Genomic DNA, 19,638 nt, shown 5'->3' with positions numbered 1-19,638 from the left:
GGATTGTCGACAATAAATTAGACTGATGCTTTCAATCCTACTGTATCATCCTGACTTAACGGCGAATCAATGTACTGCTAAAAAACTTATATAAGAATAGATAAAACAATAGCTTAAGCACGACCCTATGTATCATTTAGCCCTGCAATCCGACCGACTGGGCAGGCTTAGACTGTTCATGCTACGACCATGGTATGACAGCCTGATTGTAGACAATCTTTATAATGATCACATGGCGACAAATTTTGTAAGTAAATACTGAACCAAAATGTAAATAACAGCGTGCTTCATGCAGTCTTTATTGATACATTATTGGGCATCGAAGGTTCCGCTTCTGAAGCCGACCTCCCCAGACATCTATGCACTTTGTTGAAGAAAAGGACATTGTTAATGTTTCAACATATCCCACCTTATGCAGGCGATCCGATCCTATCACTCATGGAACAGTTCAATGCTGATTCGCGTGCTGAAAAGGTAAACCTTAGTATTGGTTTGTACTATAACGAAGACAGTATCGTTCCTCAGCTTGATACCATTATCGAAGCGCAAAAACGTATTGCTCCTAAAAACACCCAAACCAAGCTTTATTTACCAATGGAAGGTTTCAAGCCTTACCGCGATGCAATTCAAGCCTTATTGTTTGGTGCAAATAGCCCTGCAATTCAACAAGGTCGTGTTGCAACGATTCAAACGCTTGGTGGTTCAGGTGCATTAAAAGTCGGTGCAGACTTCTTGAAAACCTACTTCCCGAATTCAGAAGTTTGGGTCAGCCAGCCAACTTGGGATAACCACGTTGCCATCTTCAATGGTGCAGGCATCAAGAGCAACTTCTACCCGTACTTCGATGTTGAAACACGTGGCGTTGATTTTGACGGGATGTTGTCTACGTTAAAAACATTGCCAGAACAAAGCATTGTGTTATTGCACCCATGCTGCCATAACCCAACAGGTGCAGACTTGAACCCAGCGCAATGGGATCAAGTGATTGTGGTATTAAAAGAACGTAACCTGATTCCGTTCCTCGACATCGCCTATCAAGGTTTTGGCGATGGTATGGAACAGGATGCTTATGCCATCCGTGCTTTAGACCAAGCCGGCCTGAACTTTATTGTCAGCAACTCGTTCTCTAAAATCTTCTCACTTTACGGTGAGCGCGTTGGCGGTTTGACGTTCGTATGTGACGATGCTGAAGCAGCAAAATGCACCTTCGGTCAGTTGAAAGCCACAGTACGTCGTATCTACTCTAGCCCACCAACAACAGGTGCATGGTTGGTTGATCAAGTGTTAAATGACGCTGATCTTAATCAACAATGGCAAGGCGAAGTGAAAGAGATGCGTGAGCGTATTATCAAAATGCGTAGCATCTTGAAAGATGAATTGACTAAAGCGTTACCAGACCGTGACTTTAGCTACCTTGTGAATCAAAAAGGCATGTTTAGCTACACCGGTTTAACCGCTGAACAAGTGGACATTCTTCGTGAAGAATATGCAATCTACCTGGTACGTAGTGGTCGTATCTGTGTTGCAGGTCTGAACATGAATAACGTGTACAAAGTTGCCAAAGCAGTGGCTGAAGTTTTAGCAAAATCTGCTGCAACCGCTTAAGTTGTAACATCTAAAAAAAGGCGCTTCAAGCGCCTTTTTTTATGGCCTGTTTTATTTAAGTCAGGACTTGGCCTTGCCCCAATACTTCAACTTAGAGGTCTGTCCAATCCCGACATTAAAACAGTTATTCGGATCAAGTTTCTGGTAGAAATTAGCCAGTGCAGGCTTGGCAATATACAGATGACCGACATTATGCTCGGCAGGATATTCCGCACGGCGGGCATCAAGTAAATGCCACATTTGATGTTCCATCGCTAAAGGATCATGACCCTTTTTCAGAATGTAATCCTGATGAAAGACATGACAGAAAAAGTGTCCATAATAGAGCTTATGAATAATCTGCTGCTCCATCTGCGCAGGCAATTGCTCAACCCATTCACGATCATTACGACGTAAGGCAATGTCGAGCGCCACAATGTCTTCAACCTCGTCCCGATGGGTATCACGATAACGAATTGCTGCACCTGCCACCGCAAAACGATGCAAAAAGGCTTTACGTCCTTCCTCCTCATCACAAAGAAAAAAATTGCCCGAAGCATGTACCGCAAAATAGTCCTGTAAAAATTGCTCGGTCTGGGCTTTGCAATTATTTTCAACGCGCAACATCAAATGATGCTCATAACGATCGCGATATTCCGTCATCCGCTTAGGTAGATGGCTCGGTAACAAGGCCGTGATCGCCTGTAGAATATGATCGGTCAGCCCTTTGATTTTAAACTTTTCTAAAAAGCCATCGACCTTATCCTTGAGCGCGAAGGCTTTGGGTACATTGGCCGTACCAAATTTCTCAATAAACAGGAAGGTATCTTTGCCGTATTTTTCACCAATATGATACGCATCACGATGAATATATTCGCCCGCAATCGGCAAGCTTGGCAACGAAGTCAGTAAATAACGGCGGATCGCAGTCAGGTCATCGGCATCATTGCTGCCAATATAAAACACACTGCTTTCTACCTTTTCATAGGTATCCAGACGCACTGCAAACACACAGACTTTACCTGCCGAACCCGAGGCTTCAAACAGGCGTGAAGGATCGGCATTAAAACGTGCTGGGCTATCGGCATCGACCTGAGTGACATCTTGCGCATAACGTTGATCGGATGCCTGCTTTTCAGCATCATCCAGAATATCTGTGGCTTGATAGCGTTGCTGTTCTAAACGGGTCAGGATTTCTTCAGGAGTTGAGCCCAAGTTGACGCCCAGATGATTCACCAATTCCAGCTGCCCTTGGGCATTGACCTGTGCATACAGCGCCAGTTCGGTATAGGCAGGGCCACGACGGACCAAGGCACCGCCTGAATTATTACAGACCCCACCCAGTACCGAAGCACCGATGCAGGAAGAGCCAATCACCGAATGCGGCTCACGATCATAGCCTTTCAGGATTTGTTCCAGATTGTCCAAAGTCGCCCCCGGTAAACAAATCACCTGCTTACCCTCATGAATCACCTGAATCCCTTTTAAACGACGGGTACTCATCACCAACACAGGGCGGTCATAATTATCGCCATAAGGTGTGGAACCACCGGTCAGACCCGTATTGGCCGCTTGCATGATCACAATACAGTCCGCTGCAATCGCCGCTTGTAGCACCTGCCATTGTTCCAGCAAGGTGCCAGGGATCACCACAGCAAAGACTTTGCCTTCACCAAAACGACGGCCTTGACGGTACTGACGCGTACTTTGGTCATCGGTCAAAACATAAGATCGCCCTACAATATTTTGTAAGCGTTCGATCACTGCTTTGGGAGAAAATGTTTGCATGATGGCTCCTTTGGATCATCTACATAAGACACTGAAAATTATATTAAAAATACAATTTAAAAATTTAAATCCCTTACAGATACTATCGCGGTTGGCGGCAGGGATGCCGCCTGCTTCGATGCGGTAGCAAGGACGTACCGTCATCGAAGCAAAGGTTTTTGGTTACTTTTTTAAAAAAGTAACGTCTGTTAACGGCTTATATCGAACTTTTCTCGATAAGACTCCGTCGCGCCAATCTCATCAGAAATAGACAAGCGACGTATTAATAAGAAAATTTAGAGCTTCAAAGCCTGTACCAAACAATCCGCATTAATCTCTTGAATCGACTTAGCACCCGTCAACGTCATTGCTACCCGCATTTCCTTATCAATCAAATCAAGCAAGTTCGACACCCCTTGCCCACCAGCTGCCGCCAAGGCATACACAAAGGCACGACCCAATAACACCGTATCCGCACCCAACGCCAACATGCGCACCACATCCAGACCATTACGAATACCTGAATCTGCCAGAATCGCCAGATCGCCTTTCACTGCATCCGCAATCGCAGGTAAAGCGCGTGCAGAGGACATCACGCCATCCAGCTGACGCCCACCATGATTGGAGACCACAATGCCATCCGCACCAAAACGCACCGCATCCTTGGCATCTTCAGGATCAAGAATGCCCTTGATCACCATCGGGCCATCCCAGAATTCACGAATCCACTCCAGATCTTTCCATGAGATTGACGGATCAAAGTTAGAACCCAACCAGCCGATATAATCCTCAAGCCCAGTCGGTTTACCCAGATATTTGGAGATATTGCCCAAGTCATGCGGACGACCACACATCCCGACATTCCATGCCCAATGCGGATGCAACATCGATTGCATATATCGGCGCATGGCTGCATTCGGCCCACTCATGCCTGAATGTGCATCACGATAGCGTGCACCCGGCACCGGCATATCCACAGTAAACACCAGTGTTGAACAACCCGCCGCCTTGGCACGCTCCAGAGCATTGCGCATAAAGCCACGATCACGCAATACATAGAGCTGGAACCACATTGGACGATTAATCGCAGGTGCTACTTCCTCAATCGGACAAACAGAAACCGTCGACAAGGTAAATGGAATGCCTTTTTTATCCGCTGCCACTGCGGCTTGCACTTCACCACGACGTGCATACATACCGGTTAAACCGACAGGGGCCAATGCCACTGGCATGGACAAGGTTTCGTTAAAAAGTCTGGTTTCCAGACTCAATGCCGACATGTCATTCAGCACCCGTTGGCGTAAGGCAATTTCAGACAGGTCCTGTACATTGCGTTTTAAGGTGTATTCCGAGTAGGCACCCCCATCAATATAGTGAAATAAAAATGGCGGTAAACGACGTTGTGCCGCAGCACGATAATCATTGCCAGAAGAAATAATCATTTTGAGTCAACTCTACTTAAACGTGTTGCACGTTTCTGGCGAGCTTCATCTTCATCCAGAGCACGTACATGATTAATCACAAATTCAATATGACCACACACCGCCTGGCGTGCAGCTTCGGGGTCTTTACGATCAATCGCATCCATCACCTGAAAATGCTGCTCACTGAGCAAGTCGCCATTGACAGGATCGTTATAAACTTTCTTGCGTCCCAGTAAGACGTTGTATTGCAACAGGTCAAACAAGCCACGCATCATCTGGATCAGCACAATATTGTGTGAGGCCTCAGCAATCGCTAAGTGGAATTCAGCATCCGCCACTGCCGCCTGAGCCGAATCCCCAGCATTCTGATGGCGGCTAATCTCGTCAAAATAATGATGGATTTTGGCGCGATCTTCAGCGGTTGAGCGTAATGCCGCATACCATGCGGTGCCGCCTTCCAGCAACAAACGCGCTTCTTGTACATCAAAACGGTACAACGGATCTTCTTCAATCAGGTTACTGATCGGATTCACAATCAACTGTTGTGACCATTGCTCAGGCAACTGTTGAATATAGGTGCCATCACCGCGACGGCTACTGAGCACGCCCTGACTGTTTAATTGCTGGATCGCTTCACGTAAGGATGGACGAGATACACCTAAGCTGGTCGCAAGTTGACGCTCAGCAGGCAACCGATCACCTTTTTTCATCTGGCGCTGCTCAATGAGTGCCTGTAATTTCATGACCACTTGATCGGAGATTCTCATCACATTTCCTTGATTAGAGTTATGGAATCATCCACGGCAGCAGATAAGCCTGAACCGTGACGATGATGCCAACAAAGACTGTAAATATGATGCTATGTTTTACCGTGAAACGGAACAGGTCTGACTCTTTCCCCACCAGGCCCACTGCTGCACAAGCAATCGCAATCGATTGCGGTGAAATCATCTTGCCAGTTACACCACCACTGGTATTGGCTGCCACCAGTAACACTTCTGGGATACCAATTTGCTGAGCGGTAGTTGCTTGTAAAGCCGAGAACAGTGCATTGGATGAGGTATCCGACCCCGTCAGGAATACACCCAGCCACCCCAAGAATGGCGAGAAAAAGGTAAAGGCATGACCTGTGTGTGATAATGCTAGAGCCAGGGTCGCAGACAAACCGGAATAATTGGCAATAAAGGCAAAGGCCAGTACCATCCCAATCGAATAAATCGGGGTTTTTAATTCATTCAAGGTTTCAGCAAAGGTGCTGACCGCCTCACGGGTTTTCATTTTCAGGAATATGATGGTGATGAGGGCAGCAATGAAAATCGCGGTCCCTGTCGCAGAAAACCAGTCAAATTTATAGATCGCTTCATAAGCTGTGGTTTCAGGCACGATCGGCGCCATTTTTTCTACCAGCTTATGCAGATACGGCACTTCGATTTTAACCATCCAGTCCGCCAAGGCACCGTCTTTGCTAAACAAGGCTTTAAACGGTTGCACACTCCAGATGGTGACCATCACGGTTAAAATCATAAACGGCGACCATGCTTTGGCAATCTGCGCAATGCTATAGCGTTGTGGCGTATGCGCTGCTGAGCTTGTATTTTGTGGCTCTACACCCTCAAAACGGAAAATATGCTTTGGCTTCCAGACGCGGAACAGTAAGGTCAGGCTGACCAGTGAAGCAATTGATGCCGTAATATCCGGTAGCTCGGGCCCCAGAAAATTTGAGGTTAGATATTGCGCGATTGCAAAAGCACTACCACCGACCAGCACCGCTGGCCAGGTCTCTTTTACCCCGCGCCAGCCATCCATGATCGCCATGATCCAGAACAGCACAATAAGGGTTAAGAAGGGTAACTGGCGACCGACCATCTGGCTGATTTCCATAGTCTCGACACCCGAGACCTGCCCCGCCACAATAATCGGAATGCCCATTGCGCCAAAAGCCACTGGGGCAGTATTGACGATCAGACAGAGTCCCGCAGCATAAAGCGGTTTAAAACCTAGTCCGACTAATAATGCTGCGGTAATCGCAACAGGCGCACCAAAACCTGCGGCACCTTCCAGAAAGGTCCCAAAGGCAAAACCGACCAACAGCATTTGTAAGCGCTGGTCTTCGGTAATCGATAAAATACTGGAACGAATGACATCAAACTGCCCGGTTTTGACTGAAATTTTATACAGAAACACCGCACCGATAATAATCCATGAAATCGGCCATAAGCCGTAAAAAAAGCCATAAATCACCGAAGCAAATGCCATTTCAGCAGGCATCTGATAAAAGAATAACGCAATCAGCAGGGCAATGATGACGGTACAGGTCCCTGCCACACTGCCTTTTAAACGAAATACCGCCAAAGCCAAAAAGAAGAAAATAATCGGGATCAGCGCCACCGCACTGGATAGCCAGATATTATTGAAAGGATCATAAATTTGTTGCCACACATTTAGCATTCTCATCTCCTTGAAATGCTGGGCGTCATTTTGTTTTCACTTCGATCTTGAACGAATCTTTCTATATTGGTATGACCAATATTCACTAAACCAGCAAATATTATCCATTTGCAATCTTTATGCATCTTAATTACATGAATTCTCAGGATCAAGCCTACCAGAACCCCATTAATTGGTATGACCAATAATAATTAAATTAAATCAACCTGTTTAGCTTGCACGCATTATTCCCCATTCGACTAAAGTCTGATAAATGATTTGTCTTTACGATCTCTATTCGAAAGCATACTCAACTTAAACCAGCCTACTCAGAACTATAAATATGACTTGCTGACGATATCTGTATAATGTGGTCACAACTCAAATCACATCACCATGAATTGAACAATATGACTCAACTGACTTGCTTTAAAGCCTACGATATTCGCGGCAAACTCGGTACTGAACTGAATGAAGAGATTGCCTATAACATTGGTCGTGCCTATGGACAGATCTATCAGCCTAAAACCGTCGTGATTGGCTGTGATATCCGTTTAAGCAGTGAGAGTCTAAAACAGTCCACCATTCGGGGTCTGAATGATGCAGGCGTCAATGTGCTTGATCTGGGCATGACCGGCACCGAAGAAGTGTATTTCGCAGCGTTCCATCTCGATGTCCAGGGCGGGATTGAAGTCACTGCCAGCCATAACCCGATGGATTACAACGGCATGAAACTGGTACGTGAAAATGCACGCCCGATCAGTGCGGAAACAGGCTTAAAAGAAATTCAGACCCTAGCGGAATCAGGGCAATTCACTGAAGTTGCGAATAAAGGTACTACGCAAAACTATAATATTTTGCCTGAGTTCGTTGAGCATCTGCTCACTTATATTGACCCGCAAAAAATCAAATCACTTAAACTGGTAGTGAATGCCGGAAATGGCGCAGCAGGTCATGTGATTGATGCGATTGAACAAAAATTCCAGCAACTCAACATCCCTGTGGAATTTATTAAAATCCACCATGAAGCGGATGGTACCTTCCCAAATGGTATTCCGAATCCGATCCTGATTGAAAACCGTGACAGCACCCGTGATGCTGTACTGCAGCATCAGGCCGATATGGGTATTGCCTGGGATGGTGACTTTGACCGTTGCTTCCTGTTTGATGAAAAAGGGCAGTTTATTGAAGGCTATTACATTGTCGGTTTATTGGCACAAGCTTTCCTGATCAAACAGGCTGGCGAGAAAATCGTGCATGACCCACGTCTGGTCTGGAATACCTTTGATATCGTCGATCAATACCAAGGCGTCGCGGTACAGTCGAAATCAGGCCATGCCTTCATTAAAGACGTGATGCGTGAACACAATGCGGTGTACGGCGGCGAAATGAGCGCCCATCACTATTTCCGTGATTTTGCGTATTGTGATAGCGGGATGATTCCGTGGTTACTCACCATTGCGCTACTGTCAGAAACAGGTCAATCGCTTTCCACCCTAGTTGAAAACATGATTGCCAAATTCCCGTGTAGTGGTGAAATCAACTTTAAAGTCGCAGACACCCAAGCGACGGTACAAAAAATCTTTGATCATTATGCCGATCAAAACCCACAGGTAGACCGCACGGATGGCGTGAGTCTGGATTTTGGTGCTTGGCGCTTAAATGTGCGTGCTTCGAATACCGAGCCATTATTGCGCTTAAATATTGAAAGTCGTGCCGATCAAAATCCGCAACCGATGCAGCACTATGTCGATGAATTAACTGCGTTGATTCAGGGCTAATTTAGTCCAAATAAAAAAGGAGCTTGATGCTCCTTTTTTTATGACAACCAAACTCAGTTAAAACCATTTGGATTTTGCTTTTGCCAGTTCCAGCTGTCCGCCAACATATCTTCCAGCGTATATTGCGGCTGCCAACCGAGCTCAGCTTGCGCTCGCGAAGCATCTGCATAAAATGCTGGCAAATCCCCGGCTCTGCGCTCCGCAAATTCGGTTGGAATCTGAATCCCATTTACTTTTTCAAAGGTTTCTTTAATTTGTAGAACTGAAATTGGTGTACCTGTTCCAATATTCCAGGCCCGACAACCGTGACTGTTTAACCGATTGGTGACCGCCAGCACATGGGCTTTCGCTAAATCCACTACATGGATAAAGTCCCGCTCACAAGTGCCGTCTTTGGTTGGATAATCATGACCAAAAATAGAAAGTTTTTCACGACGTCCCACAGCGACTTGAGTCACATACGGCATCAGGTTATTCGGAATGCCTTGCGGGTCTTCCCCAATCTGTCCACTATTATGGGCACCGACCGGATTAAAATAACGCAGTAAGGCAATCGACCATTTTGTATCTGCCAGCGCCATTTTTTCTAGCATCTGCTCAATGATCAGTTTGGTATAACCATAATTATTATTCGGCAAACTCAGCGGCATGTCTTCCTGATAAGGAGATGGATTCAGCTCACCATATACCGTTGCAGAGGAGCTAAAGGCCAAGGTAAATACGCCAGCTTTCTCCATTGACTTGAACAATTGAACACTGCCAGCAATATTATGATCAAAATATGCCAAAGGAATTTGCTGGCTCTCTCCCACTGCTTTTAAGCCAGCAAAATGAATTACGGCATCAATCTGATGATTTTGAAAAACAGGGTCCAGTTCATGGGCATGGCGAATATCACCCTGTATGAATACCAGGCTTTTATTGGCCAGTTTTTCGACACGGCGTAAAGCCTCTTCCGAGCTATTGGATAGATTATCGAATACCACTACCTCATGGCCTGCATCCAATAATTCTACACAGGTATGCGAACCGATATAGCCAGCCCCGCCGGTGACTAAAATCTTAGCCATCTGTTTTTCCTAGCAATATTTTAAGCAAGCCTTGCGTTGATGCATCAAAGCTAGAGAGGTCTTCCTGTTCACGGTTAAGAATCGGCAACAGCTGATTGGCAATTTCCTTGCCTTTTTCAACGCCCCATTGATCAAAGGGATTAATATTCCAGAGCACCGATTGCACAAACACTTTATGTTCATACATCGCAATCAACATCCCCAAGCTATATGGATTCAACTCTTTGAGTAAAATGGTTGAACTCGGCTGATTGCCTTCATATTGCTTATAGGCAGGTAGGCCTTGCAGCTCATCTGCTGCCAAGGCCTGATTACCAAAAGCCAGCAGGCGTGACTGGGCCAGACAATTAGATAAGGCCAGATGATGTTGCTCGACCAAGGCTTCGGCACTTTCTGCATAGGTAAACTGATTGGCGTTATAACGTTTGACCGGAGCAATAAAGTCACAACTGACCGAATGGGTACCTTGATGCAACAACTGATAGAACGCATGTTGCGCATTCGGCCCCACTTCACCCCAAACGATTGGACACGTCACTGAACTGACCTTTTCGCCATTGCGCTGGATGGATTTGCCGTTCGACTCCATTTCCAGTTGCTGTAAATAAGCGGCAAAATACTTGAGCCGCCCGTCATAAGGCAGCACAGCGTGGGTCTGGATATCGAGAAAATTATTATTCCATGCGCCTAACAGGCCCATTAATACCGGAATATTCTGTTCAAACGACGCCGTCTGGAAATGTTGGTCAATGGCGTATGCTCCGGCCAAGAATTGCTTAAAGCCTTCGACGCCAATGGTCAGTGCAATTGGCAGACCAATACACGACCATAATGAATAACGGCCACCGACCCAATCCCAAAGCAAAAGTTGCTTATCTGGTGCAATGCCCCATTCGGTCATTTTATCCGGTTTGGTCGACACCCCCACAAAATGATTCTTGAGGATTTTTTCATTATTGCCTAAGGCTTTCTCTAGCCATTGACGTACGGTCTGGGCATTGGAAAGTGTATCAATGGTCCCAAACGACTTGGAGGAAATAATAAATAAGGTGGTTTCAGGGCGCAGCTGATGCAACAACCCAGAGAGCTGGCTGCCATCCATGGTTGAAACAAAATGGATATCTAAGGGTTTTGCGGTTTTGACCTTAAAATCTGAAAGTGCATGCGTGACCATGAGTGGACCGAGATCTGATCCACCGACCCCAATATTCACCACATCCTGAATCACTTCACCCGTTGCGCCACGACATTGGCCGGCATGAATTTTTTCAACCAGTGCATACATTTGCTCAAGTTGCGCTTGGACCGCTTGATTCACGACGGGCAGCGTTGGACTGGATTTGGGTAAGCGTAAGGCCCAGTGCATCGCAGCGCGTTGTTCCGTGTAGTTAATCTGCTCACATGAAAATAGACGTTTAATCCATCCATCCAGATCCTGCGCATGCGCCAGATCCACCAGCTGGCTTAAAACCTGCTGATCAATCCGATGTTTACTAAAATCAAAAACAATCTGGTCATACTCAGCGGAAAAACGTTTAAAACGTGCCTCATCTGCTGCAAACAGGGTATTAAGATGCAGGTCTTTAAATTGTTTTTGTAAAACCGCTAACTGTTCTACCACCGAAGTCTGTTCCCTGACCGGAAAAGGATGTATCTGTTTTGTCATCTTTAACGCCCCACTCCCATATAGGCAAAACCTTGTGCTTTTACATAGTGCGGGTCATAAATATTGCGACCGTCTAAAATTAAGGGATGTTGCATCAATTGGTTTAACTGTTTGAAATCCGGACTCCAGTATTGTTTCCAGGCCGTTAAAACACATAACCCATGCACATTGTGTACAGCTTCATATTGATCATGATGCAATACCAGATCACTGCGCTGTCCGTACATCAGCTCGATTTCATCCAGTGCCTGCGGATCATGCAGATGAACGGTAACACCCTGCGCCCACAAGGCGGCAAGCATCTGATGAATTGGAGAATGTTGAATGCTGGAGGTATTTTCCTTAAAAGAAGCCCCCCAAATTGCAACGGATTTTGCTTGTAAAGCGCCGTGGTAGTAATTCCACAACTTACGGAACAGGATCTCTTTTTGTTGCTCATTAATATCCCAGACCTGGGCAAGCAACTGGCTCTTCACTCCGGTATTGGCAACAGTATTGGCAAGAGTCAAAATATCATGCGAGAAGTTTTCCCCGCCAAAACCGGCACCAGGTGCCAGATACGCCGAGCCAATACGACTGTCTGCAGACATGCCCTGCCGCACCGAGGCAATATCAATCCCGAGTTTTTCAGCCACCACGGCCAGATCATTAATATAACTAATGCGGGTCGCCAACATGCCGGAAATACTCAGTTTGGTAAACTCGGCATCCAGTATCGGCATAAATAGATATTGCTGTTCTAAGGGAAAAAAGGGTCTGAGCAACTCTTTGACCTTGACCTGCACTGCACTGCGCGTACAGCCGACTATCAGCTGCTTCGCCTGGGTCAAGCTCTGTAAGGCATTACCTTCCTGCATGGTATCCGGCAAATAGACCCAGTCATCATCCGACAAGATCTGCTGGAACTTTTCAGTTCCGCGTAAACCAAAAGTTGAGGCATTGATCATCAGTTTTGGATGAATGATTGGACGTTGTTTCAGCGAGTGCAACAGCTGAAAAACCTGCTGCTCCTGCGTCTGGTTAAAACTGAACAGATAGGCATCGATATCTAGCGGAATACTGGCTAAATCGCTATAGCGCAGAAAACCCGTGGTCAGCTGTTTTTCGAGTAAATGACTGACATTTTCATCATGAAAGGAATATTGCTGATCATCCGCTTTGGTATCGAGCTGTGAGCACCAATACACCAGATGCCCCGTTTCAGACAATAATGCAGACATCACGCCTGCATATAAGGTATTGCCAAAGATTGCAACTTTCATAACATGCTTGCCCTCAATGATTACAGGGCCAATTCCTTAATCAGGCCCTTAAACTCTGCGCCCAGTTTTGGATGCTCAATCCCATAATGTAACACAGCTTTTAGATAACCCAGCTTGCTACCACAATCGAAGGTCTGACCTTTCATGCGATATGCCTCAACAGTTTGTGACTGCTGTAAAGTGGCAATCGCATCTGTTAGCTGAATTTCATTGCCAGCACCGCGTGGGGTATTTTCCAGCAGTCCCATAATCTGGGCAGGCAGAATATAACGACCAACCACCGATAAATTCGAAGGCGCTGTCCCGACTGCCGGTTTCTCTACAATGCCTTGCATAATGATACTCTCACCTTCATTCGGTGAAACCGCAACATCCACAATCCCATACTGATCAACCAGATGATCGGGCACAGCCTCCACCATGATTTGTGCAGCTTGAGCGGCCTCAAAGCGTTGAATCATCAAGGACAGATCATTTTCAGAGGTTGCATTTTTTACTAACACATCGGGCAAAAGCACCGCAAAGGCTTCATCACCAACAATATCTTTTGCACAAAGTACCGCATGACCCAGGCCTAAAGGCTGTGGCTGCCGCACACTCACCACGCTGACATGTTTTGGCAGAATGTCAGTGATTTCTTTGAGCAAATCAAATTTCTTTTTTTGCTCTAACGTCGTTTCCAGCTCAAAATTACGATCAAAATAATTTTCAATTGATGCTTTTGAAGAATGGGTGACCAGAATAATTTGTTCAATTCCCGCTTCAACTGCTTCACGCACCACATATTCAATCGCAGGACGATCGACAACGGTCACCATTTCCTTTGGAATCGATTTACTTGCAGGTAGAAAACGTGTCCCCAGACCTGCAACAGGTAAAATTGCTTTTTTGATCATTACTTTCTCAGATTAATTCACTCTAACTTCGCCGCTGCGCTTATAGCCATCTACATAATGTTCAAGCTGGGTTAAGGCCCAGTCAACATCATGATCGATTGCTGTCATCTGGCTGATTTTACCAAAGACTTCCTGAATTTCGTCCAATGCAAAATGTTTCTCAAACGAACGTAGGATACGGGTATGTTCAGTATATTCGGTATTGTCCTGATCAATCAGCAGTTCTTCATACAGTTTCTCGCCTGGACGTAAGCCGCTATAGGCAATTTCGATATCACCATCCAGTGAACCACTTTCTCTTACTTTTAAACCGCTGAGCTTGATCATTTGGCGCGCCAGATCCTGAATTCTGACCGGCTCCCCCATATCCAGCAGGAATACATCCCCGCCAGAGCCCAAGGCACCTGCCTGAATCACCAGTTGCGAAGCTTCTGGAATGGTCATGAAGTAACGGGTCACTTCAGGATGAGTCACGGTAATCGGGCCACCCTTGGCGATCTGTTGCTTGAACAGTGGAACAACCGAACCGGAAGAGCCCAATACATTCCCAAAACGAACAATACTGATTTGGGTAGCAGGTTTAGTTTCAGCCACGGCCTGACAATACAGCTCAGCCATACGCTTTGATGCCCCCATCACATTGGTCGGACGTACCGCTTTATCGGTTGAGATCAGCACAAAGGTTTCTACGCCTTTTTTCACGGCAGCATTTAAACTGTTTGCGGTACCAATGCTATTGTTCTTCAATCCCGCAATCGGGTTACATTCAACCAAAGGAACATGCTTATAGGCCGCAGCATGATAAACCGTCTGGATCTGGTATTGTTCAATAATCCGTTCAAGTTTTTGCTGGTCCTGTACCGTGCCCAAAATTGGAACAATTTCACAAGTGGCTGTTTGTCTTAACTCTTTATCAATGTCATATAACGCAAATTCTGTGAGCTCATATAGCACTAACATTTTAGGTTTATTTTTAATAATTTGACGGCATAGTTCAGAACCGATTGAACCACCCGCGCCTGTCACCATAACCACTTTATTCTGGATATTTTTGGCAATCAGATGTGAAATCGGTGGCACCGGATCACGCCCTAATAAATCGATAATATCCACTTCCTGGATATCTGAAACCTGAATTTCACCATCGACCAGACGGGTCAACCCAGGGAGTTCGGTAATTTTTAAACGCGCGCTTTCAAACTGATGGATTATTTCTGTTTTGCGTACCCGCCCTACTGAAGGCAACGCCAGTAAAATTTCATCGATACGGTCTTTCTTAAAGCGCTGTAAGGCTTTTTCAACCGAATAGACCTTTAAACCACCAACCGTCTGCCCTTGTAAAGAAGTATAATCATCAATAAAGAATACCGGTAAATGGTCATCTGAACGGTGCAATGCCGCAGCAATTTGCTGACCTGCATCACCGGCGCCATAAATCGCAATGCGTTTCCGCCCGATTTCGGAATAATAAGATGCCTTAATCATAAAGCGAATCACTGCACGGCTGAGCCATACCCAGGCAAACATCATAAAACCATACATAAATGGGATCGACATCGGGATATAGGCTGGCGTAATCACATTCAAGATGTACAAGGTAGCCATGGTTAAGGCAACGGCAATCGCCAGCTTAACAATAAAGACTTCGTTAAATGTCCGTACAATAAAATGATAAACGCCGGTGAGTGCCAAACTTAAGACCGTAATCAGACTGACCAGAATCATCCCGTGATCAATACCGGGAATAACATGGGCACCCAAATCAAATAAACGGATGACATAGCACAACCATAGAATCACGGGAAAAGCTAATGCATCCAGAAAAATCAGGAAAAATTGTTTATATAATCTTGGCGCTGAGGCAAATTGATGAATAATCTTTTTCACAGTGATCTTCTAATCATCCCACATTCAGTTCGATCTTTATACGCACTTCTAATGCAACTAGAAATAACTTTTACACATAAAGTACACAATGTTTAAAATACTAAGATACAGGTCACTTATCCTACTATTTTTTTGATTTAAATTTTAATATTAACAGTGCAGTTAATGAGCAAGGATTGAGCCAGCTTCTAAAAAAGTAAAAGGTTTTACCACTTTATTTCCAGTAATTTTAACTCCAACACTCAAGTGTGCAAACATGCCAATTTCGCTGTCATGATCAATTGCTGAACCTAGGTTAACAATTACACCATCTTCTATTTTGACATCTACACCAATGATGCATCCAGCCATGATACAAATACCCTCTCCTAATCTCGCAGTAGGGCTAATAATCGCAGATGGATGAATCACGGTAGCTAAAGGAATCTCTAAATTTTTTAATTTTTGGGACCAATCTTGCCTTAGCTGATTATTACCAACGGCAGGTATAGCTGCCGTAATCGTAGAAACGAGTGTTGAGACTCTCTCAATATTGGCTACGATAGGAAATCCTGCTACCTCGGTTTGTTGAGGCCAACTATCATCAGCAAATACAATTTTGCTCCATTGACCTGATAGTGATGCAGCCTCAGCGACAGATTTACCATGTCCACCAGCGCCCAGAATTAATAAAACATTTTGTTTAGCCATTTTCTGTTTTACCTGCACCAAAATACATAGCCAAAAGTACTAATGGAATATAGGCAATCAATATCAAGAGTTCAGGCATTAGAACGTGTTGAGATGCAAAGTATGCCATTGGAAAGAGCCATAAAACATTAATTGCCAGTACACTCAAGGTAACACGTGTATGGCTATTATATTTTCTAGATGCGTACTGATAGGCATGGCTTCGATGTGCATCATACATTTTGTGACCATTGATTACGCGACGAATCAGAGTAAAGGTGGCATCCACGATAAACACACCCAAACAGATTAACCATGCACAAAATAGGGCTACATCTTGTTTTAACGCAATTAAAGCAAGAATACCCAACACGAGTCCTAAGAAACCGCTACATGCATCTCCCATAAAAATACGAGCTTTGGGGAAGTTCCACAATAAAAAGCCAGCGGTACAAGCTGCCAGTAGAAAAAGTACCTGACTCGATAGATGAAAGCTAGATAAAAGATAAATACTACCAATACTTACAGTTGCTGTAATCGCTTCTATGCTAGCAATACCATTAATACCATCCATAAAATTATATAGATTTAATAACCAGACCAAGAAAAGTACAGCAATAATATTGGCAGCCCATCCCAACTGAAGCGTATTATTAAATAATTCAATTTCGGAGAATCCACCTAATGCGACTACTGCTCCAATTGCAACAATGAAATGGACTGCTAAACGGACTAAAGCATTAATATGTCCGTGATCATCCAAAAAACCCAATAATGCAATTGTAAAACTTGCTGCAATCAGAATTAAACCCGTCGATAGAGATAGATTTTCAAGATAAATAAGCAATGTCAGTCCTAAAAGGAAGCTAACAACAACTGCAACGCCTCCACCTCGTGGTGTTGGGATACTATGAGAGCTTCTCTCATTAGGATTATCAATAATATTTTTCTTGAGGGCATACATCCGCATGAGATAAGTCAGCACAAAAGAAAGAACAAAGAAAATTAACACATAGAACATAACTTTATCTCATTTCACTAAACATTTTAGCGAGGCTTTGCTCGGTCGAATAAGGAGCTTTCCAACCAAGGACTTGTGTGTTTTTGGATGTATTGACGACTAACTCGGAACATAAGCGAGATGCCATAGCAGAACGCCCCACAAGACTTGCCAATAAGAAAATTAAATTTTTAGGTACAGGTACTTTGATCAGTTTATTGTTTTGCAAAGATGCTAATTTCTCAAACAGCTGTTTCACGGAAATATCATCCTGATCACTAGCTAAAAAAGTGTGTCCAGAGGCATTCGGATGAGATAAACAAACTTCGATTAAATCAGCCAAATTATAAACACTGACCATACTACGTTTATTGTTTAAACATCCTACTGGCAAAGGGATCTTTTTGGATGCCAGAGAAATCATACTTTTAAAATTGGCTTTTACATTTGGTCCATAAATCAGCACGGGACGAATAATCACGACTTCTAAACCCGTTACCTGTGCTAACTGCTTTAGCGCTTGCTCTGCTTCATATTTGGATAAACCATAGGGATCATCTGTATTAATCGAGTCCTCGGCAGTAAATGGCTTCTGCTGAGTAGCCTCCTCACCGTTTACTTTAATACTGCTCAAATAAATAAACCGTCTTACACCACTTTGTACCGCTTTTTTAGCAAGATTTAATGTTCCTTCTACATTAATCTGGCGATATGCATCTAAAGGAGAAGCTGCCGTTTCATTCATCACATGTGCACGACCAGCACAATGTATAACGACCTGAACCCCTTCTAAATCCAATTCTTCCAAATTTTGATTTAAATCAAAATTAATATTTTCAATATTTGATTGGCTAAAAACTTGAGGTGTACGTGTATGCGCGATGACAGAATAATCTTTATTAGATAAATACTGACAAAGAAATTTACCGAGAAAACCATTACTACCAGTAATTAAAACTTTAGTTGATAACATAATTAACAGCCTTGTAAATATTAATTAATTTTATCCAATCTCACAATATCATTAGCCAAACTATCCATAATATTACTACGCGTATATTTATGGATAAACTTCTCACGTAAACTTACTGAATAGTCAATTTCACTAAACTTTTTAACTGCATCTTCTAGATCACATGGTCGAAACACATATGTGGAATCCAACTCTTCACCAATAAAGTCAACAACATATCCAGACAAACCACCCCAAATAGGTTTATTATAACAAGCATATTCAAATAATTTAGAGGGTATCACCTTTTTAAAAGCATCATAATCATTCAAATGAAGAAAAAGGATATCTGCATTGTCATAATACTGTAGTAACTCAGAACGATTCACAGGAGGAAGAATTTGTACGTTATTTACATTTAAATCATTCAATGTTTTTTCCAGCTCATTCTTCCGTCCACCATTACCAATTAACTGAAATACGGCTCGACCTTCAAGCTTCTTAGCTAACTGTGGAACAATTTTATGCAGACCTTGCCCATCACCAAAGTTACCAGCATAAACAATAACTACTGGATCATTAATTTTATACCCAATATTTTTATTACATTGATCCAAAAATATGGTATCAATTCCATTTGTAAAAAAACTATAGTTTTTATTTTTGTATTTACTTTCAAAATAGGGAAGAAATCCTTTTGAAACCATATTTACAATAGTGGCTTTATTAATCGTAAAATTTTCAATTACAGATAAAAATGGCAAAGCCAAGAAAGTCATTTTCTTGGGAAATACATCTTCTACAGTATCTATAAAAATATCTCGGATATCTAAATAGAGAGGCGCCTTTGTAAAAAAAGAAACCACAGCTCCTAGAAATGCTGTCATAAGGCGAGAAGATGTAGCATAAATAATATTATATTTTTTCCCTAAAATTACTTTCAAAGTAAAAATAAAGAATAGGAAAAAGCTTATAATTTGTCCTAATATTCCAGAAAACCTAGTGTTAACATCAGCTCTATATATAGTAATATTTCCATCGGATTCAATTTTTTTACAAGCTTCGGAATAATTACTATAACGATTTGGTAGCGTAGAAATTATATCTACTTTCGCATCTGGATAGTTTTTTTTTAAACTCTCAACTAATGCGGTTGTTCTAAAAGAACCTGCTGACAAATCAGGTTTGTAAAAAAAACTTATAACCAACAAGTTCACACTAGACTCCACTCAAGAATAAAATTTAAGATCCAA

Annotated in this window: 15 protein-coding genes; 2 read left to right on the top strand and 13 right to left on the bottom strand. The window is 43.6% G+C overall.

Features of this window, described 5'->3' with window-relative positions; translation table 11 throughout:
• Positions 1-390 precede the first annotated feature (390 nt).
• On the top strand, positions 391-1,605 hold the full coding sequence (locus IEV39_RS16485) for an amino acid aminotransferase (protein ID WP_005281347.1): 1,215 nt from the start codon (positions 391-393) through the stop codon (positions 1,603-1,605).
• Positions 1,606-1,665: 60 nt separating this feature from the next.
• Here the strand turns inward: IEV39_RS16485 and dld are convergent, their stop codons facing one another.
• The 4 genes from dld to lldP all read right to left on the bottom strand — a co-directional run bounded on the left by dld (position 1,666) and on the right by lldP (position 7,229).
• Positions 1,666-3,372, bottom strand: a complete 1,707-nt coding sequence (dld, locus tag IEV39_RS16480) for a D-lactate dehydrogenase (protein ID WP_005281350.1) — start codon at positions 3,370-3,372, stop codon at positions 1,666-1,668.
• A gap of 275 nt (positions 3,373-3,647) precedes the next feature.
• Positions 3,648-4,793: an FMN-dependent L-lactate dehydrogenase LldD gene (lldD, locus tag IEV39_RS16475; protein WP_005281353.1), complete on the bottom strand. Its 1,146-nt coding sequence runs from the start codon at positions 4,791-4,793 to the stop codon at positions 3,648-3,650.
• The gene (gene lldR, locus IEV39_RS16470; RefSeq protein WP_005281355.1) at positions 4,790-5,542 is read right to left on the bottom strand and encodes a transcriptional regulator LldR; all 753 of its coding nucleotides are present in this window, start codon (positions 5,540-5,542) and stop codon (positions 4,790-4,792) included. The genes lldD and lldR overlap by 4 nt, the downstream gene beginning before the upstream one ends.
• A gap of 19 nt (positions 5,543-5,561) precedes the next feature.
• Positions 5,562-7,229, bottom strand: a complete 1,668-nt coding sequence (gene lldP / locus IEV39_RS16465) for an L-lactate permease (protein WP_171067860.1) — start codon at positions 7,227-7,229, stop codon at positions 5,562-5,564.
• 383 nt (positions 7,230-7,612) lie between these two features.
• Between lldP and IEV39_RS16460 the strand changes: the two genes are divergently transcribed.
• Positions 7,613-8,983: a phosphohexomutase domain-containing protein gene (locus IEV39_RS16460; RefSeq protein ID WP_032883121.1), complete on the top strand. Its 1,371-nt coding sequence runs from the start codon at positions 7,613-7,615 to the stop codon at positions 8,981-8,983.
• Positions 8,984-9,036: 53 nt separating this feature from the next.
• On the opposite strand, the gene galE is transcribed toward IEV39_RS16460, so the two are convergent.
• The 9 genes from galE to IEV39_RS16415 all read right to left on the bottom strand — a co-directional run bounded on the left by galE (position 9,037) and on the right by IEV39_RS16415 (position 19,602).
• Entirely contained in the window at positions 9,037-10,053 is a 1,017-nt protein-coding gene (galE, locus tag IEV39_RS16455; RefSeq protein ID WP_005281361.1) for a UDP-glucose 4-epimerase GalE, read from the bottom strand.
• Entirely contained in the window at positions 10,046-11,719 is a 1,674-nt protein-coding gene (pgi, locus tag IEV39_RS16450; protein ID WP_005281364.1) for a glucose-6-phosphate isomerase, read from the bottom strand. The genes galE and pgi overlap by 8 nt, the downstream gene beginning before the upstream one ends.
• A gap of 2 nt (positions 11,720-11,721) precedes the next feature.
• A complete protein-coding gene (locus IEV39_RS16445) occupies positions 11,722-12,981 on the bottom strand; it encodes a nucleotide sugar dehydrogenase (RefSeq protein WP_005281366.1) in 1,260 nt (419 codons plus the stop codon).
• Positions 12,982-13,001: 20 nt separating this feature from the next.
• Positions 13,002-13,877, bottom strand: coding sequence for a UTP--glucose-1-phosphate uridylyltransferase GalU (gene galU / locus IEV39_RS16440; RefSeq protein WP_005281368.1), 876 nt, complete (start codon positions 13,875-13,877; stop codon positions 13,002-13,004).
• Between the two features lie 12 nt (positions 13,878-13,889).
• Complete coding sequence (locus tag IEV39_RS16435; protein WP_005281370.1) at positions 13,890-15,764, bottom strand: polysaccharide biosynthesis protein; 1,875 nt, start codon at positions 15,762-15,764, stop codon at positions 13,890-13,892.
• A 162-nt stretch (positions 15,765-15,926) separates the two neighbouring features.
• On the bottom strand, positions 15,927-16,454 hold the full coding sequence (locus IEV39_RS16430) for a PglD-related sugar-binding protein (RefSeq protein WP_005281372.1): 528 nt from the start codon (positions 16,452-16,454) through the stop codon (positions 15,927-15,929).
• Complete coding sequence (locus IEV39_RS16425; protein ID WP_005281376.1) at positions 16,447-17,454, bottom strand: MraY family glycosyltransferase; 1,008 nt, start codon at positions 17,452-17,454, stop codon at positions 16,447-16,449. Before IEV39_RS16425 ends, IEV39_RS16430 begins: the two co-directional genes overlap by 8 nt.
• 4 nt (positions 17,455-17,458) lie before the next feature.
• The gene (locus IEV39_RS16420) at positions 17,459-18,406 is read right to left on the bottom strand and encodes an NAD-dependent epimerase/dehydratase family protein (RefSeq protein WP_005281378.1); all 948 of its coding nucleotides are present in this window, start codon (positions 18,404-18,406) and stop codon (positions 17,459-17,461) included.
• 20 nt (positions 18,407-18,426) lie between these two features.
• Entirely contained in the window at positions 18,427-19,602 is a 1,176-nt protein-coding gene (locus IEV39_RS16415; RefSeq protein WP_005281381.1) for a glycosyltransferase family 4 protein, read from the bottom strand.
• Positions 19,603-19,638 lie beyond the last annotated feature (36 nt).

Origin of the sequence: Acinetobacter courvalinii (assembly GCF_014635545.1) — a bacterium.
Taxonomy (GTDB): Bacteria; Pseudomonadota; Gammaproteobacteria; order Pseudomonadales; family Moraxellaceae; genus Acinetobacter; species Acinetobacter courvalinii.
This window is presented reverse-complemented; position numbering and strand designations above follow the sequence as displayed.

Coding starts and splice junctions, on each gene's coding strand:
- IEV39_RS16485 (WP_005281347.1), top strand. CDS start 391: ATGTTTCAACATATCCCACCTTATGCAGGCGATCCGATCCTATCACTC.
- dld (WP_005281350.1), bottom strand. CDS start 3,372: ATGCAAACATTTTCTCCCAAAGCAGTGATCGAACGCTTACAAAATATT.
- lldD (WP_005281353.1), bottom strand. CDS start 4,793: ATGATTATTTCTTCTGGCAATGATTATCGTGCTGCGGCACAACGTCGT.
- lldR (WP_005281355.1), bottom strand. CDS start 5,542: ATGAGAATCTCCGATCAAGTGGTCATGAAATTACAGGCACTCATTGAG.
- lldP (WP_171067860.1), bottom strand. CDS start 7,229: ATGAGAATGCTAAATGTGTGGCAACAAATTTATGATCCTTTCAATAAT.
- IEV39_RS16460 (WP_032883121.1), top strand. CDS start 7,613: ATGACTCAACTGACTTGCTTTAAAGCCTACGATATTCGCGGCAAACTC.
- galE (WP_005281361.1), bottom strand. CDS start 10,053: ATGGCTAAGATTTTAGTCACCGGCGGGGCTGGCTATATCGGTTCGCAT.
- pgi (WP_005281364.1), bottom strand. CDS start 11,719: ATGACAAAACAGATACATCCTTTTCCGGTCAGGGAACAGACTTCGGTG.
- IEV39_RS16445 (WP_005281366.1), bottom strand. CDS start 12,981: ATGAAAGTTGCAATCTTTGGCAATACCTTATATGCAGGCGTGATGTCT.
- galU (WP_005281368.1), bottom strand. CDS start 13,877: ATGATCAAAAAAGCAATTTTACCTGTTGCAGGTCTGGGGACACGTTTT.
- IEV39_RS16430 (WP_005281372.1), bottom strand. CDS start 16,454: ATGGCTAAACAAAATGTTTTATTAATTCTGGGCGCTGGTGGACATGGT.
- IEV39_RS16425 (WP_005281376.1), bottom strand. CDS start 17,454: ATGTTCTATGTGTTAATTTTCTTTGTTCTTTCTTTTGTGCTGACTTAT.
- IEV39_RS16420 (WP_005281378.1), bottom strand. CDS start 18,406: ATGTTATCAACTAAAGTTTTAATTACTGGTAGTAATGGTTTTCTCGGT.